The sequence below is a fragment of the Paraburkholderia kirstenboschensis genome (assembly GCF_032806925.1).
GTDB lineage: Bacteria > Pseudomonadota > Gammaproteobacteria > Burkholderiales > Burkholderiaceae > Paraburkholderia > Paraburkholderia kirstenboschensis.
Genome location: NZ_CP136513.1, coordinates 1,762,357 through 1,778,242, shown reverse-complemented (window position 1 = coordinate 1,778,242; position 15,886 = coordinate 1,762,357). Strand labels below are relative to the sequence as shown.

Here is a 15,886-nt window from a genome sequence, read left to right as displayed (position 1 = left end):
TGTTATTGTCGCTGTCCATTGAGTGCTTCATAACACTTGGCGCCTTGGCGGGAGACACGCGCAGGATTCGTCTCCACGCTTTTCCAGCCCGACTGAAAGTCACGCGTCCGTAATTCGGCCGCCGCTTTCGCTCGCGCTCGAAATCTGTCGTTGCTTGCCGTGAGCGGACGAAGCGGCGGTCCGACTTCGGGAAATAGCAGTCGGACGAGCAGTGAGCGTCGCGCGAAACAATATTTGCTTCTATCAAACAAATTTTGACTACTCGATTCTGGCTTGCTATGTTTCAGCCACCCGATTTCACGGGCCGCACTCAAGGTCCGCCTTGCAGGGTAAGCGGTTCAGCAGCAATGGTGTTCCCCATCCGGTGAATCTTTCAACTCACTGACAGACCGGTCGGGCGGAGGGAAGCTCGCAGCGGAAGTACCCTCGGCAGGAGGCTGGCGGGGTGAAGCAAAGTTAGGCATCCAAATTATTTGTCTTTCCGTGAATGTACTGAGCCGCGCTGAAAGTGGCGTGCCGCGAAAGGGGACGAGTTCACATCGACATGAACATTGCACAAATAGAAAAGCTTTCATTTCTGTTATGAAATTAGTAGTCCATATTCAATAAATTGAATTGAAGCCGTATTGCCGTTCTCACCAGATCGGATCAAACACAATTTAATCGTTTGGACTTATTTGCACTAATGCTGGGCATATTCGGTAAAGCGTGGTGCGTCGTCGTCGTGAAAAGGGCAGAGAAGTTCATAAGGCTTTTCTTGCACAACAGGTGTGGTCTTACTGACAAGTGAGAAGGGGAAAATGAAACAAAGGGCATTGGCGTTGGCCATCAAAAGAATACTTTGGGCAGAACTCGCCTTGTCGGCGGCTATTGCCGCACCGGCATTTGCACAGAGCCAGCCGGCGACGACCGGCAGTACCGCGGCCACTACGACGTCGGAAGCCACTCCGGCAGCGACGGACTCGGGCAACGTAACGAAGATGCAGCGCGTGGAAGTCACCGGCTCGCTGATCCGCACGTCGGATAAGGTCGGCAATACCGAGGTGCAGACCATCACGCCGAAGGAAATCGAGCAAAGCGGTTACACGACCGTGGCTGATTTTCTGCGCGGCACCTCCGCTAATTCGGGCAGCAGTTGGGGCCAAACGACGATGAACAGTTCGGCGCAAGGCGGTGGCGGCATTGCGTTGCGTGGCCTGAGCGAAAAGTACACGCTGGTTCTGGTCGACGGTCAGCGCGTCGCCAATTACGGCAAGGCGGTGAATTTCACCGACACGTTCTTCGACGTGAACTCGATCCCGCTCAATATGGTGGATCACATCGACATCGTGAAGACGGGCGCCGTGTCGGTGTACGGCTCCGACGCGATTGCCGGCGTGGTCAACATCATCACGAAGAAGAACTTCCAGGGCTTGCAGTTCGACGGTCAACTGGGCAAGGCGCAACATCCGGGCGACGCGCAGGGCAACTTCGGCGTGCTCGGCGGCTTCGGCGATCTGAATTCGGACCGCTTTAACGTAACGGCTGCGGCGAGCTATTACCGCGACAGCGGTTCCTCGCTCGCCGATCGTTCAATGACAGCCAACCAGGACTTCAGCCAGTTCCCCGGCGGTCTGGCAGGCCCGCTCGGGCCGAACCAGCAGTCGTACTGGACGGCGCCCGACGGCACCAAGACCGCCCTCAGCCCATGCCCGCCCGGCAGCGTGTCGGCCGACGGCGGCGCCGAGTGTAAATCGAATCCCGCGAGCACGACTTCATTGGTTCCTTCTACAACGCGTTTGAACGCGAAGGTGCGCGGCACCTTCAAGATCAATGACGACGTCCAGGCCTACGCGGACTTGTGGGTGAGCCGCAACGAAACCGTGCAGAACGAGGGCCCCGCGGCACTGTCGAGCATAACCAACGCCTACAACCCGGCCACCGGCTCCGCGCTGCCGCTGTCGCGCACCGTTCCGGGGACCAATCCGTACAACCCGTTCGGCGCACCGGCGCAGATCAACTATACGTTCCCCAACACCGTTTCAGCGGACACGGTCTCCACTTTCTGGCGCGCGATGACCGGCGTGAAGGGCTCGTTCACCACGCAGAAGTTCGGCGACTGGGACTGGTCCGCGGGGGATTCAACCGGTCGATGCAACGATTTGGTTAAATCGCTCAGCTGGCGTATCGAAGTTGAGTGTTTTTCGGGGACGTTCGTTGAGCCGCCTGGCTACGGCATCCAGCCTGGTCTGTGAGTAGGCAGATAGATCAGTACCCTTAGGGAAGTATTGCCTCAGAAGCCCATTCGTGTTTTCGTTCGAACCGCGTTGCCAGGGATGCTGTGGGTCGCAGAAATAGACCTCAATGTCGGTAGCGACAGTAAAGCGGTTGTGGTCGGCCATTTCCGAACCCCTGTCCCACGTCAGCGATTTATATAGTTCCCGAGGTAACTTGCTGGCGTGTCGTATCAGCGCGTCAACCACAGCCTCAGAATCCTTGCTGGCGACTTTTACCAGCATCACGAATCGACTTTGACGTTCGACGAGAGTTGCAATCTGGCTCGTAGCGTTGCCATACAGCAAGTCACCTTCCCAGTGCCCGGGTATTGCGCGATCCTCCGCCGTAGCGGGGCGTTCACTGATCGATACGGCGTCGCGAATGTTCGTGCGTCCCTCAGTTTTCAGTGTGTGATGACGGGACCGGCGCATGGTTCGAGAGCGTCGCAAGTGCTCAAGCAATTCCTTTTTCAGGGCACCACGAGCTTGAATATAGAGGCTCCGATAGATTGTCTCGTGCGACACCAGGTAGTCCTTGTTGACCGCATAAGCATGTCTGAGCCAACCTGCAATCTGCTCAGGGGACCACTGCAGCTTCAGCTTTGCAGCGACAACTCGCGCCAGCGTCTGGTTTTGCACCAATTTGCAAACCTTCGGCCGACGTGCCCTCTCCCAGGCGATCACATCCGCCTGGCTTGCTCGATAGCCCTGGCTGCCCCCGTTGCGCTGCAACTCGCGACTTATAGTGGACGCAGCCCGTCCCAGCCTGGCTGCTATCGCCCGAATCGATAATCCGGACACCAGGGAGCGGGATATCTCCTCGCGCTCCGCGAGCGTCAATGCCCGTGGCGCGCGGTGCCTTTGCAGCGGCTGGATGCCGCCGGTCTCCGATAGTATCCGCTGAATCGAAGAATGGCCTCGATCGAACAGTTTGGCAATCTGATGAATCGTATCGCCCTTGCGCCATCGGTCCCACATCAGCGCCTTCTGGGTCTCGGAGTAGTAAATTCTCGGTCGCTGCTTCATTTGCAACACCTCCGCTGCTCTCAGATTCTAGGTGTTGCACCGACCGGTTGAATCCGCCGCGGACTACGGTCATTCGCAAAGCACTGTCGACACGACCTACAGGAACATGTTGAACGTGGCGGGCGTCGAGAACATCCTGCAGAACGGGGTGTACGACTTCGCCAATCCGTCGGCAACGCCTAACGGGTTGAACGGCGTATTCCAGAACGACTACGAGCAGGCGATCTCGAAGCTCGACAGCGTGACGGCGAAAACCTCGACCGGCAATCTGTTCAATCTGCCGGGCGGACCGGTCGGCGTCGGCTTCGGTACGGAATTCCGCCATGAGAGTTCGCTGATCAATTCACGCACGTACACCGTGCAGGGCATCACCGCGCCGGCCAACGTGCAGACGGTCGACGGCGAGCGCAACGTGGCCGCGGTCTACTACCAGATCGACATTCCGATCATCCGCAATCTGACGTTCACGCAGGCGGGCCGTTACGACCACTACAGCGACTTCGGCGGCGCGTTCTCGCCGAGCTTCGCGCTGCGCTTCCAGCCGGTGCAGGCGCTCACGGCATTCGCGTCGTATAGCCGCGGTTTCCGTGCGCCGACTCTCGTCGAAAATTCGCAGGCAACTTACCTTGCGCACCAGAATCTGGTCGATCCGAACGATCCGAGCGGTACGCCGACCAAGCGCTTCACGACTGAACAGGTCAATGGCAATCCGAACCTGCAGCCCGAGCATACGAAGAACTACAACATCGGCTTCCAGCTCTCGCCGGATTCGTCGACCGATATCGGCGCCGCGTTCTACAAGATTCACATCGACGGCGTGATCGGCACCAACGATCCCAATGCGGTGATGAACGCGAACGACCCGTCGACGGTGATCCGCAATGCGGACGGTACGGTCGCCTACATCAAGGAACAGTTCGTCAATCTCGGCTCGCTCGACACCGACGGCTTCGACATGAACTTCCGCAAGTCGGTCGGCACGAAGTACGGCACGTTCACGCTCGCCGGCGACTGGGCCTATGTGTGGCACTTCAAGCTCAATAGCCCCGGCGCACCGACGCAGGACTTCGCGGGCAACAACCTTGCGCTGCTGCAACCGTTCGGCGCGAGCAACCCGCGCTGGAAGGGCAACACGAGCCTGAGCTGGGACTACCGCAAGCTCACCACCACGCTCACGTGGCAGTACACGGGCCCTTACACGAATGCGGTGGCGGCCGAATTCGGCGACGGCGGCACGTTGTCGGTGGCTTCGTATAGCCAGTTCAATCTGATGGCCACGTATCGCGGCTTCAAGCACTGGACCATCTACGGCGGCATCAACAACATCTTCGACCGCAAGCCGCCGTTCGACGTCGAGTGGCAGGCCACGCCGGACATCACCGGCTATGACCAGTCCCTTTACACCAACATCGGCCGCTTCTTCCAGGTCGGCGCGACGTACCGCTTCTAAGTTCTCGATGTCTGTCTTTGAAGAGCAGTCTGTTTAGTCGGTCGGCCGCTCCGGCTCCGGTCTTCGGGACCGAAGCGGCCCAACTTTGTTAGAGACGTAACTGGAGTTCCCCGTGCTCAATACCCTTATCAACTATTCAGTTCAATCGATGGGCCTGATTCCCGTTCTGGCCTTCATCTTCCTGCTGGGCATCTCGATCATCGTCGAGCGCTTCATGTTCTTCTCGCGAGCGGTCAAGGCGGGCAAGACGCTCGAACATGATCTGAAGATGGTCGAGCCGGCCAATCTGTCCGACGCACAGAAAGTCGCCGAGCACTACAAAGCAACCGTGCAGGGCGAGCTGGTCAAAAGTGCGCTGAAGGTGCAAGGCAAACCGGAAGCGGTGGTGGAACGCGAGCTGGAGGAGACCATCATGTTCCAGATGCCGCGCCTCGACCGCAAACTGTGGATTCTCGACACGGCGGTGACGCTCGGGCCGCTGCTCGGCCTGCTCGGCACGATCATCAGCATGGTCGAGTCGTTCAACGTGCTCGGCACGAGCGGCACCGCGAATCCGAACGGCGTGACGGGCGGCATCGGCCACGCGCTGACGGCTACCGCCTGCGGCCTGACGATCGCCATTATCTGCGTGATCTTCCTGAACTACTTCAACAAGCGTATCCGGATGACGGTCAATCAGTTCGATCTGATCAAGTCGCTGCTCGTGTCGCGGTTCGCCGCCTGAACATCCGCTTCCAAGGAGAAGGATCATGCGTAACCATCGCAGCCATTACCTGGGCGCGGAAGAGAAGGCGCGCATCGAGATCATTCCGATGATCGACATCATGATGTTCCTGCTCGTGTTCTTCATGCTCGCCACGCTGAAGATGATTCAGGGCGCGGGCATCAAACTCGATCTGCCGCAATCGAGCACGGCGGAGCAGTTGCAGCAGACAGTCAAGGTGTCGATCGGCGTCACGAAGACCGACGAGATCTATCTCGACGCGAAGCCCGTCACGCCCACGGAGCTGACCGCGCATCTGCAAGGGCTCGTGCATGATTCGAAGAAGGTCGACGTGGCGATCGCGGGCGACGAAGGCACGAGCTACAAGAACATCGTCAAGGTGATGGATCTCGTGCGCGCAGCGGGCATCAGCTCCGTTGCACTCGCCACCAATCCGACGACATGAGCTCTCCGGTACTCGACATGAAAGACCCGCAAAGCCGCCTGAGCGGCGCGCTCTGGGCGTCGTCCATTCCGGCGCATCATGGCCGCATGTCCATGAAGACAGCGCTGGCTGCCGCGCTCGTCGTCGAACTGCTGATCGTCGCGGGACTCTCGCAGGTGAGCTTCAAGCAGGAGCCGCCCGCCCCGCGCAAGATCATGGAAGTGACGATGGCGCCGCCGCCACCGCCGCCGCCGCCCGAAGTGAAAAAGCTCGAGCCGCCGCCCGCGCCGACGCCGGTGAAGCCGCCCCCCAAACCGCAGCAGCCCAAGCCGCAGCCGGCGCCGAAGCCCCCGCCGGCAATGCCGTCGGCGACGCCCAAACCCGCGAACATCGCGCCTGCCGCCAATCCGAGCGCGAACGCGCCCGCGCTCGCCACGGCGAATGCGACGCCGGGTCCAGCCACGGCGCCTGCCGCTCCGCCCGCGCCGGCGGCGCCGCCGGCGTTGCACGGCGTGGTCGACGGACGCGGCCACTGCCAGGCCGTGCAGCCGCAGATTCCGCGCCGGGCGTTGCAAGAGGGACTTTCGGCGACGGTGATCGCGCATCTGTCGATCAGTCCCGACGGCAGCGTCAGCGACGTGAAGATCGTGCGCGTGACACGGCCGACCTCGGTCTTCAACGAGGCGGTCATCACCGCGGTCAGGTCGTATCGTTGCGAGAAGAATGCCGAGCCGTACGTCGGCGAAGTTGCGTTCTCGTTCAAAACCGCACCGAGCGACGACGACCAGTAAGGCGGCAGCCGCAGTGGAGAAGGGAGCGCGGGCGATGGCCAGAACCATCCTCGCGCGATTCGACGTACCGCGCGCCGGCTCGCAACCGGCGCGCGACCTTTAGCGTTTCGAAGAAATGAGACCTGTGAAGTTTCGCTGGCCGCGCGCGTTGCGCATGCTCGCACATCTGCCGCGGCCCGGCTCGGGCGTGGCCTCGTTGTGGGCGCGCGCAGTCGGCATCGCCCTCGCGTTCGGCATGACATGCGCGCACGCGAGGCCGTCCATATCGCAATACGACGAGCCCAGATATCCGGCGAACTTCACGCACTTCGACTACGCCGACCCCACCGCACCCGCGGACGGCACGCTCAGCTTTCAGAACTACAACGAATTGCAAAGCTACGATTCGATGAATCCGTTCCTCGTGCGTGGCGCACCCGCGCCGGACGTGCTGCATCTGATGTTCGACACGCTGATGCAGCGAAGCTGGGACGAACTTGCGTCGGAGTATCCGTTGATCGCGGACGACGTGGAAGTCGCGCGCGATCTGTCGTCGGCGACGTTTCACATCAATCGGGCCGCGCGCTTCTCGAACGGCGATCCGATTACCGCAGCCGACGTCAAATATTCGTTCGACACGTTGACGAGCCCGCAGGCCTCGCCGATGTTCAACGCGCAATTCGCGGTGATCAAGCGCGCGGTCGTGGTCGATCGGGCCACCGTGCGCTTCGAATTCAAGCATGCCGAGCGTGACGCGCCGCTGATTGCGGGCGACCTGCCGGTGTTCTCGCCGAAATGGGGGATGCGCGCGGACGGCACGCGAGCGCCGTTCGACCAGATCGCGAACGAGGTGCCGGTTTCGAGCGGCCCGTATCTCGTCGAATCGCGCAAGAACGACAAGGAGATCACATACAGGCGCAATCCGGCGTATTGGGCGGCGGACCTGCCGTCGAGGCGCGGCATGTACCGCTTCGCGCATATCACGTTCAAGCTGTATCGCGACCACTACACGCAGCTCGAAGCCTTCAAGGCAGGCGACGCCGGCGCGATCGTCGAATACAGCGCGACGCAGTGGGCGCGCAAGTACGTGGGCAAGAATTTCGACAATGGTGTGCTGAAGAAAGGCAATTTCGCGGACGGCCCCGCGCAGATGCAAGGCATGCTGATGAATCTGCGCAAGCCGATGTTCCAGGACGTGCGGGTACGCCATGCTTTGACCATGGCGTTCGATTACGACTGGATGAACCGGATGATGTTCTACGGCCAGTACCGCCGCACCGGAAGCTATTTCGCTGCGAGCCCGTTCGGTGCGAGCGGCATGCCGGGAGCGAAGGAACTCGCGCTGCTCGAACCGTACCGCGCGAGTTTGCCGCCGGAAGTTTTCGGCCCGATGGTGAAGCCGCCGGATACGCTGCCGCCGAATTCGCTGCGCGGCAACCTGCGCGTGGCGCGCGACCTGCTCGCGCAAGCCGGCTGGCACTATCGCGACGGCGCGTTGCGCGACGCCAGCGGCACACCGATGAAGATCGAGATCATCGACGATCAGCCCGGCATGGACCGGTTGATTCTTCCGTATATGCAGGCGCTTGCGAACCTCGGGATAGAGGCGCATCTGCGCGAGATAGACAGTGCGTTGTATCAGAAGCGGATCGACAACTTCGAGTTCGACATGACCACGTATATCTATCCCCCGGTCACCATTCCCGGTGTGGAACTCGCACGCCGCTTCGGCAGCGCGGCGGCCTCGCAGGTGGGCTCCGAGAACTACCCGGGGATTCGCTCGCCCGCGGTCGACTCGCTGATCCATGCCGCGCTCGCCGCGACCACGCTCGACGATCTGCAAGCGGCAACCCGCGCACTCGACCGCGTGCTGATCAACTCGTATTACCTCGTGCCCGAGTATTACGCGCCGGGCGCGCGCATTGGCTACAAGACCACGCTGGGTTTTCCGAAGGTCGTGCCGGCCTCGTACCAGTACGAGGATTGGGTCATCGACTACTGGTTCGCCAAACGGCCGGCCGCGTCCCACTGAGTTCATCGAGAAGCGACATGCTTGCCTACATTCTCAGACGATTGCTGTTGATGGTGCCGACCTTGCTCGGTGTCGTCACGCTGACTTTCATCGTCACGCAGTTCGTGCCGGGTGGGCCGGTCGAGCAGGTGATGACGCAACTCCGCCACGGCGCTGGCCGTGGCGGAGACACGGGGGCGGGCGGCGGCGGCTATCACGGCAGCCAGGGTGTCGATCCGCAGCAGATCGAGCAGATCAAGAAGCAGTTCGGCTTCGACAAGCCGCCGCTCGAGCGCTATGTGCTGATGCTCGAACACTATGCGAGCTTCGACCTCGGGCAGTCCTACTATCAGCACGCAAGAGTATGGGACGTGATCCGCTCGAAGCTTCCGGTCTCGATCACGCTCGGGCTCTGGACGGTGCTGCTCACGTATCTGGTTTCGGTGCCGCTCGGCATCGCCAAGGCGGTGCGCAACGGCTCGCGCTTCGACACCGTGACGAGCGTGCTCGTGCTCGCGGGCTATGCGATTCCCGGCTTCGTGCTGGGCGTTCTGCTGCTGATGCTGTTCGGCGGCGGCACCTTCTGGCAAGTGTTCCCCATGCGCGGTCTCACATCGGATAACTTCGGGAAACTGAGCACATTCGGCAAGCTGCTCGACTATTTATGGCACATCGTGCTGCCGGTCACGGCCTCGGTGGTCGGCAATTTTGCGGTCGTCACGATCCTCACCAAGAACACGTTTCTCGAAGAGATCGGCCGTCAGTATGTGCTGACCGCGCGCGCGAAGGGCGCGACCGAGCGCGACGTGTTGTGGAAACACGTGCTGCGCAACGCGGCAATTCCGCTGCTGACCGGTTTGCCGGCGGCCTTCGTCGGGGCGTTCCTGAACGGCAATCTGCTGATCGAAACATTGTTCTCACTCGACGGCATGGGCCAGCTCTCATACGACTCCGTGATTCGCCGCGATTACCCGGTCGTGCTGGGCTCGCTCTTTCTCTTCACGTTGATCGCCCTCATAACCAAACTCATTGCTGACGTCTGCTATGTCCTCGTCGACCCGCGTATCCAGTTCAACCGGCTTGACCGATGACGCGTCCGGCGCGCCGCGCCGGACAGTACCGTCTCCGTGGCGGCGCACGTGGCTGCGCTTCCGGCGGCAGCGTCTGGGCTACTGGAGCCTCATCATCCTCGCGTCGCTGTTCGTTCTCAGCCTGCTGGGCGAAGTGCTGTCGAATGACCGGCCGCTCGTCGTCCGCTATGACAGGCATTACTATTTTCCGATCGTGAAGGACTATCCGGAGACGCTTTTCGGCGGCGATTTTCCGGCGCGCGCGAATTACCTCGATCCGTATATTCGCTCGCGGCTGGAGGCGAACGGCAACTTCGCGGTCTATCCGCCGAACCGCTTTCACTACGACACGATCGACTATTTCGCCGCGCATCCGTATCCGGCGCCGCCCACGTCGTCGAACTGGCTCGGCACCGATCAATACGGACGCGACGTGCTCGCGCGGCTTCTTTACGGCTTCAGGTTGTCGGTGTCGATGGCGCTCGCGCTCACGGTCTCGGGCGTGCTGATCGGCGTGGCGGCGGGCGCGGTGCAAGGCTTTTACGGCGGGCGCACCGATCTGATCGGCCAGCGGCTGATCGAAATATGGAGCGCGATGCCGGACCTGTATCTGCTCATCATCTTCGCGTCGATCTTCGAGCCGACCCTGTGGCTCCTGTTCATTCTCCTGTCGATGTTCGGCTGGCTCGTGCTGTCCGACTACGTTCGCGCGGAGTTCCTGCGCAACCGTTCGCTCGACTATGTAAAGGCCGCACGCACGATGGGGCTGTCGAACGGGCAGATCATCTGGCGTCATGTGTTGCCGAACAGTCTCGCGCCGGTTATCACGTTCCTGCCTTTCCGGATGAGCGCGGCGATCCTCTCGCTCACCAGCCTCGATTTTCTCGGGCTCGGTGCGCCGCCGCCGACGCCGAGCCTTGGCGAGTTATTGCAGGAGGGTAAGAACAATCTCGACGCATGGTGGATTTCGGTGTCGGCGTTCGCCGCGCTCGTCGTTACGTTGCTGCTGCTGACCTTTATCGGCGACGCGCTGCGCAATGCGCTCGACACGCGTTCGCGCGGTTCCGCATTCGGGGGTGCACCGCGATGAGCGTCACGTCGACCGACCGGCCGCTGCTTCAAATCGAGCGCTTTTCCGCGCGTTTCGGCGACAGGCTCGCGGTGCGCGAGCTTGACCTTTCAATCGCACGCGGCGAGCGTGTTGCGCTCGTCGGCGAATCGGGCTCGGGCAAGAGCGTCACCGCGTTGTCCATTCTGCGGCTCGTCGATCACGCGCAATTGAGCGGGCGCATCCTGCTCGACGGTGAAGACCTGTTGCGCAAGACCGAGCAGCAGATGCGCGGCCTGCGCGGCGCGGACGTGGCCATGGTGTTTCAGGAACCGATGACCGCGCTCAATCCGCTTTTCACCATCGGCAAGCAGATTGCGGAAAGCGTGCGCTTGCACGAGGGCTTGCGGCCCAACGCGGCACGCTCGCGGGGCATCGAGTTGCTCAGGCGCACTGGCATTCCGGAGCCGGAGCGTCGCATCGACAGTTTTCCGCATCAGTTGTCAGGCGGGCAGCGCCAGCGCGCAATGATCGCGATGGCGCTCGCGTGCCGACCGCGCCTGCTGCTCGCCGACGAGCCCACTACCGCGCTCGACGTGACGGTGCGCCAGCAGATCGTCGACCTGTTGATCGAACTCCAGGAACAGGAAGCCGCCGAGCGCGGCATGGCTGTGCTGCTGATCACGCACGACCTGAATCTCGTCAGGCGTTTCGCGCAGCGCGTCGCGGTGATGGAGAAGGGCGTGCTGGTCGAAACGAATACGACGCAAGCGTTGTTCGACGATCCGCGGCATCCGTACACGCAGCGTTTGCTCGACAGCGAACCGCGCCGCTCGGTAGCGCCGCTCGAAAAAGGCGCGCGCCGTCTGCTTGAAGTGCAAGGGCTTTCCGTCGACTACAGCACGCCCGCCAAAGGTTGGCGGTCGCTGTTCGGGCGCTCCACGTTTCGCGCCGTGCATGACGTCGATTTGAGCGTGCGGCGCGGCGAAACGCTCGGCGTTGCGGGCGAATCGGGGTCGGGCAAATCGACGCTCGCCGCAACCGTGCTCGGTTTGCACAGAGCTGCCGCGGGCCACGTGCATATCGACGGCATGCCGTTGTCGGTGTTGAAGACGGCCGCTTCACGGCGGGCGTTGTACTCGCGCATGCAGGTGGTGTTCCAGGACCCGTTCGGCTCGCTGTCGCCGCGCATGACGGTCGAGCAGATCGTCGGTGAAGGTCTTGCCGTGCATCGGCCCGAGATCGACGCAAAGGCGAGGCGCGCGCGCGTGGCCAGCCTGCTGGAGGAAGTGGGTCTGCCCGCCGATGCGATGCCCCGTTATCCGCACGAGTTTTCCGGCGGGCAGCGTCAGCGGATTGCGATTGCGCGGGCGCTTGCCGTGGAGCCGGAACTGCTGGTGCTCGATGAACCGACGAGCGCGCTCGACGTGTCGATCCAGCAGCAGGTGCTCGCGCTGCTGGTACATTTGCAGATAACGCGCAAGCTAAGCTACCTTCTCATCACGCACGATCTCGCGGTGATGCGCGCCATGGCGCATCGTGTGATTGTCATGAAGTCGGGGCGGGTCGTCGAGGCCGGTGATACGCTCGAAGTTTTACAAGCGCCGTCGCATCCCTATACGCGCTCGCTTCTGGCTTCGTCGCTGCTGATGGCGCGGCCGGATTCCGCGCAAACCCTACGGAGTGTGAATGATTGACGAACGCTGGGCGCAGGCCGCCCGGTCCCTTAAGAGCCGCGCGGAATTCTGGTCGCTGCGCATCGTCGACGAACGGATAGACGATCACGAGGTTCGCAACGACATCGCGCAACCGCTGCGCACGGTGCGCGATCGTGGCGCGATGCTCATCGCGTGGGTCGGCGCGGGAGCCGGCTATGCGGCGACGGCGAATCTGTCGGCGGCGGGGTTGCAGCAGGCGCTCGATCTCGCCACGGCACGCGCCGAGGCGAGCGCGGCATTGTCGCTGATCGATCATCGCGAAGTGGCGCGTCCGTCGGCGAGTGGCGAATATGTGTCGCCGAATGCGCAGCACACGCTGCCGGGCCGCGCCGAATGGATCGACCGGCTCGGCGCCGAATGCGCGGCGGCGAAGCTGGATTCGCGCATCGTCGAGCGGGTGGCCGCGGTGCAGATCATCCACACCGATCAGCTTTACATGACGGGCGACGGCGTGCGTATCGATCAACGGTTCCGCTTCGTGATGCCGCAGTTGAGCGTGGCCGCGCATGCGAGCGGCGACACGCAAGTGCGCACACTCGGCGGCAACTACGGCACGCTCGGGCAGGGCGGCATGGACGTGCTGGCGCGCTTCGGTTTCGACGGCTGCGGCCCGCGCGTAGCCGCCGAGGCGCTGCAATTGCTGGCCGCGCCGAACTGCCCGTCGGGCAAGCGCGACCTTCTGCTGATGCCCGATCAGATGATGCTGCAGATTCACGAGTCGATCGGCCATCCGCTGGAACTCGACCGGATCCTCGGCGACGAGCGCAATTTCGCGGGCTGGAGTTTCGTGAAGCCGGACATGTTCGGCTCTTACCGCTACGGCTCCGAACTGCTGAACGTGACTTTCGACCCGGAGTTGCGCGAAGAAGCCGCGGCCTACGCATTCGACGACGACGGCACCGAAGCGCACAAGGAATATCTGATCCGCAACGGCGTGCTGGAGCGACCGCTTGGCGGCGCGCTTTCACAGCAACGCGCGGGCATGCCGGGCGTGGCGAATTCGCGTGCGTCGAACTGGAACCGGCCGCCGATCGACCGCATGGCGAATCTGAATATCGAGCCGGGCGACAGTTCGCTCGACGAGATGATCGGCAACATCGAACACGGCATTCTGATGCGCACGAACACGTCCTGGTCGATTGACGATCATCGCAACAAATTCCAGTTCGGCTGCGAATTTGGGCAACTGATCGAAAACGGCAAGCTCACGCAGATCGTCAAGCAGCCGAACTATCGCGGCATTTCCGCGAATTTCTGGCGCAGCTTGAGCGCGGTCGGCAACGCGGCCACGCGCGAAGTGTATGGCACGTCGATGTGCGGGAAGGGAGAGCCGGCGCAGATCATTCGCGTGGGGCACGCGTCGCCCGCTTGTGTATTCAGCAATGTCGACGTTTTGGGAGGCGCGTGATGAGCGACTTCATGTCACCGCGCGCCACGCATGCCGTGGACTGGCAGCGGCACTTCACGTCGCTCGCCGATGCGATCGAGCGTCTCCAGCAACGCGGGGAAACCACGCTCAGTTCGTTTGCCGGCGAGCAGTCCGACTTCATCCGCTTCAACGCGGGCAGGGTGCGGCAAAGCGGCACTGTGTCGCAAGGCAAGCTGACCTTGCGTCTGATCGACGGCGCGCGTCAGGCGTATTCCACGTTGACGGTGTGCGGCGATCTGCAGCAGGACGTGGACGAAGTGCGCGCCGCGCTTGCCACGCTGCGCGAGGGTCTGCGCGATGCCGCCGACGATCCGCACCTGCTGTTCGATACTTCCTCATGGCAGCGCACCACGCGGCGTTCGGGCAGATTGCCGGATCCGCACGGTTTGTTGCGCGTCGTCGCCGAATGCGCGCGGGGCCTCGATTTCGTGGGGTTTTATGCGGGCGGCACCATTGTGCGAGGGTTCGCGTCGACGCGTGGCAGCCGCGGCTGGTACGAAGTCGACAACTTCAATTTCAGCTGGTCGCTCTATGACCCGAGCGGTCGTGCGATCAAGTCCACGTATGCGGGCGACGACTGGAGCGATGCCGTCTTTGCAGGCAAGGTGGAACAGGCCGCCACGCGTCTCGCGGTGCTCGCTCGCGCCCCTCGTGCGCTCGCGCCTGGACGTTATCGCGCGTGGCTCGCTCCGGCGGCGCTTGCCGAGCTATTGGGCGTGACGGCGTGGCGCGGCTTTTCGGCGCGCGCGCAGGCCAGTTCGCGCAGCGAGTTGTATAAGCTGCACGTAGGTGAGATCGCGCTCGATCCTCGCGTAACTCTCGGCGAAGAGCTCGGCCTCGGCATCACGCCAGGCTTCAACGACGACGGCTACTTGCGCGACAGCGTTGCGCTCATCGCGGCGGGCCGCAGTGCCGGGCAACTGACCAATGCACGCAGTGCAAGGGAATTCGGCTTGACGCCGAACGGCGCACTCGCCGAAGAAGCGCCGGCGTCGCTCGCAATGCAGCCCGGGGCACTGATGGACGAGGACGTTCTTGCGCAACTGGGTACCGGTCTTTACATCGGCAATTTGTGGTACGTGAACTTTTCGGATCGGATGAATTGCCGACTCACGGGCATGACGCGTTTCGCGACCTTCTGGGTGGAGAACGGACAGATCGCGGCGCCGCTCGAAGCCATGCGTTTCGACGACAGCCTGTATCGCCTGCTTGGCAGCGAACTCGAACAGATCGGCGCGCAAGCCGAATTGCTCCTGAGCGACGGGACGTGGGGAGAGCGGGCGACGGGCGGCATGCAATTGCCCGGCATCCTCGCGAGGTCGTTTGAGCTGACCCTTTAAGTGCTGCGACGCGGCTCGCCGTCCGAGGCGAGTCGCGTGCCCGGCTTCCCGGCGTATGGGAACGCGAATCCGTCAAGCCGCGCCAATCGTCTAATGAATAGACGGATCACGCGTGAAACGAATCTGAAACACCGCAGATTAATCAGAAGAATAAATGGCTCATGTTTCAGAAATGAAACGTTTTCGGCGCCTTTAAAAACCCGGCATAACCAGATAATCGGGCGATTAGAATCGCCACAGGCTAATTACCATGGCTGACGAGGCACATTCCGAATGTGCGAATAACAAATCCAATTAAAAGGGCCATTGCGGTGCACTGGTGTGTTCAGCTTTGAAACGTTTTCATATCGCTCCAATGCCCAACAGCCCGCTTCGCTTATGCGTACGGCATGCGAGGAGGTAAGCAGGGCAGGCTGCGGCCCCCCGCCGCACATGGCTCGCAGCACAGGCTCCCCGGCGCGCGGTAGATTTTTCCGCTCGCAGTTCGCGCATCGGATAATTATTACTTGCATCAAATGAGAATAATTTTCGTCATACGTTAAATGCCTGGCTAATCCGTTGTTTTCAAATTTACTAACGCGATTCATTCGGCTAACATCGCTGATAATGCGTGAAGCGGCG

The 15,886-nt window shown here is 61.9% G+C and carries 11 protein-coding genes and 2 pseudogenes; 11 read left to right on the top strand and 2 right to left on the bottom strand.

Going from position 1 to position 15,886, the window contains the following annotated elements:
• Positions 1-682 precede the first annotated feature (682 nt).
• The gene (locus RW095_RS30550; RefSeq protein WP_317022869.1) at positions 683-946 is read right to left on the bottom strand and encodes a hypothetical protein; all 264 of its coding nucleotides are present in this window, start codon (positions 944-946) and stop codon (positions 683-685) included.
• A gap of 34 nt (positions 947-980) precedes the next feature.
• Here RW095_RS30550 and RW095_RS30545 point away from each other — a divergent pair.
• Positions 981-2,114 (top strand): annotated as a pseudogene (locus RW095_RS30545) (TonB-dependent receptor plug domain-containing protein); the annotation flags it as partial.
• Positions 2,115-2,120: 6 nt separating this feature from the next.
• On the opposite strand, the gene RW095_RS30540 reads toward RW095_RS30545, so the two are convergent.
• Positions 2,121-3,281 carry an IS30 family transposase gene (locus tag RW095_RS30540; protein ID WP_317022435.1) on the bottom strand — a complete coding sequence of 387 codons (1,161 nt, stop codon included), beginning with the start codon at positions 3,279-3,281 and terminating at the stop codon, positions 2,121-2,123.
• Between the two features lie 55 nt (positions 3,282-3,336).
• Here RW095_RS30540 and RW095_RS30535 point away from each other — a divergent pair.
• From RW095_RS30535 to RW095_RS30490, 10 genes and pseudogenes are all read left to right on the top strand, one after another.
• Positions 3,337-4,731, top strand: a pseudogene (locus RW095_RS30535) (TonB-dependent receptor domain-containing protein); the annotation flags it as partial.
• Between the two features lie 112 nt (positions 4,732-4,843).
• Positions 4,844-5,455 carry a MotA/TolQ/ExbB proton channel family protein gene (locus tag RW095_RS30530; RefSeq protein ID WP_317022434.1) on the top strand — a complete coding sequence of 204 codons (612 nt, stop codon included), beginning with the start codon at positions 4,844-4,846 and terminating at the stop codon, positions 5,453-5,455.
• Positions 5,456-5,480: 25 nt separating this feature from the next.
• Positions 5,481-5,900 (top strand): ExbD/TolR family protein, encoded by a 420-nt coding sequence (locus RW095_RS30525; RefSeq protein ID WP_006051605.1) that lies wholly within the window; start codon positions 5,481-5,483, stop codon positions 5,898-5,900.
• A complete protein-coding gene (locus RW095_RS30520) occupies positions 5,897-6,670 on the top strand; it encodes a TonB family protein (RefSeq protein ID WP_317022433.1) in 774 nt (257 codons plus the stop codon). Before RW095_RS30525 ends, RW095_RS30520 begins: the two co-directional genes overlap by 4 nt.
• Positions 6,671-6,785: 115 nt before the next feature.
• Positions 6,786-8,681 (top strand): extracellular solute-binding protein, encoded by a 1,896-nt coding sequence (locus tag RW095_RS30515; protein ID WP_394365208.1) that lies wholly within the window; start codon positions 6,786-6,788, stop codon positions 8,679-8,681.
• Between the two features lie 17 nt (positions 8,682-8,698).
• Positions 8,699-9,751: a microcin C ABC transporter permease YejB gene (locus tag RW095_RS30510; protein ID WP_317022432.1), complete on the top strand. Its 1,053-nt coding sequence runs from the start codon at positions 8,699-8,701 to the stop codon at positions 9,749-9,751.
• Positions 9,705-10,820 carry an ABC transporter permease gene (locus RW095_RS30505; RefSeq protein ID WP_317022431.1) on the top strand — a complete coding sequence of 372 codons (1,116 nt, stop codon included), beginning with the start codon at positions 9,705-9,707 and terminating at the stop codon, positions 10,818-10,820. The genes RW095_RS30510 and RW095_RS30505 overlap by 47 nt, the downstream gene beginning before the upstream one ends.
• Positions 10,817-12,475 (top strand): ABC transporter ATP-binding protein, encoded by a 1,659-nt coding sequence (locus tag RW095_RS30500; protein WP_317022430.1) that lies wholly within the window; start codon positions 10,817-10,819, stop codon positions 12,473-12,475. The genes RW095_RS30505 and RW095_RS30500 overlap by 4 nt, the downstream gene beginning before the upstream one ends.
• Positions 12,468-13,904 carry a TldD/PmbA family protein gene (locus RW095_RS30495; protein WP_317022429.1) on the top strand — a complete coding sequence of 479 codons (1,437 nt, stop codon included), beginning with the start codon at positions 12,468-12,470 and terminating at the stop codon, positions 13,902-13,904. The genes RW095_RS30500 and RW095_RS30495 overlap by 8 nt, the downstream gene beginning before the upstream one ends.
• A complete protein-coding gene (locus tag RW095_RS30490; RefSeq protein ID WP_317022428.1) occupies positions 13,904-15,265 on the top strand; it encodes a metallopeptidase TldD-related protein in 1,362 nt (453 codons plus the stop codon). The genes RW095_RS30495 and RW095_RS30490 overlap by 1 nt, the downstream gene beginning before the upstream one ends.
• The last annotated feature ends 621 nt before the right edge of the window (positions 15,266-15,886 follow it).